Here is a 659-nt window from a genome sequence, read left to right as displayed (position 1 = left end):
AGAAAAATACAACAATGCAGCAGCTGCAATGCAAGCAATTTTGATTAAAGGGGCCAAAGATCGTTTTGACGCTTTAAAAAGCGAAACAAACAAAATTATCAACTCTCCTGTAAAAGATTTTGATTCTATTACTTCTCATTTACAAAATACTGAAACAGATTTAAGTGATAAAGTCGCTAAATCAAACGAATTAGCAAAAATTGAGGAATTTTATAACCAATTAAAAGCTGCTAATGACTTGGCTAACAAACAAAAAGAATTTGCCAATAAATATAACGAAATCGTTGACTTGGCCTCAAATGATAAATATAGCGACATTAAAGATGCAATTAAAGAGTTGATGAAACCTTTAAAAGATGATGTTGAAAATTCAAACGATACTGATTTTATTGGTCAAAAAACTGAGCAACTAACAACTGATAATTATGCGCAAAAAGTTGAAGAAGCTATTGCAAAACACAATGAAGTTGACAGTAAAATTAATGAACTAAACAATGCTAAGAATACTGAATACGCAAATTATCCAGAAGCGAAACAAATTTTACAAAATGCTGTTGATAAATACAATAACTCAACTCTAAACTCTGATGATATTGACCCACAAATAAGTGACAAAAATGTGTTAAATCCACAAAATTACACAAATATCATTAACAAAT

Annotated in this window: 1 protein-coding gene; it reads left to right on the top strand. The window is 29.4% G+C overall.

What is annotated here, in order from left to right:
• A partial coding sequence (locus N1F73_RS04000; RefSeq protein ID WP_260360170.1) for a hypothetical protein occupies positions 1–659 on the top strand: 659 nt, incomplete at both ends.

Source organism: Mycoplasma sp. HS2188 (assembly GCF_025209835.1).
Lineage (GTDB): Bacteria > Bacillota_I > Bacilli_A > Mycoplasmatales > Metamycoplasmataceae > Mycoplasmopsis.
Note: the sequence above shows the minus strand (reverse complement) of the source record. Positions and strands in the feature narration are given on the sequence as shown.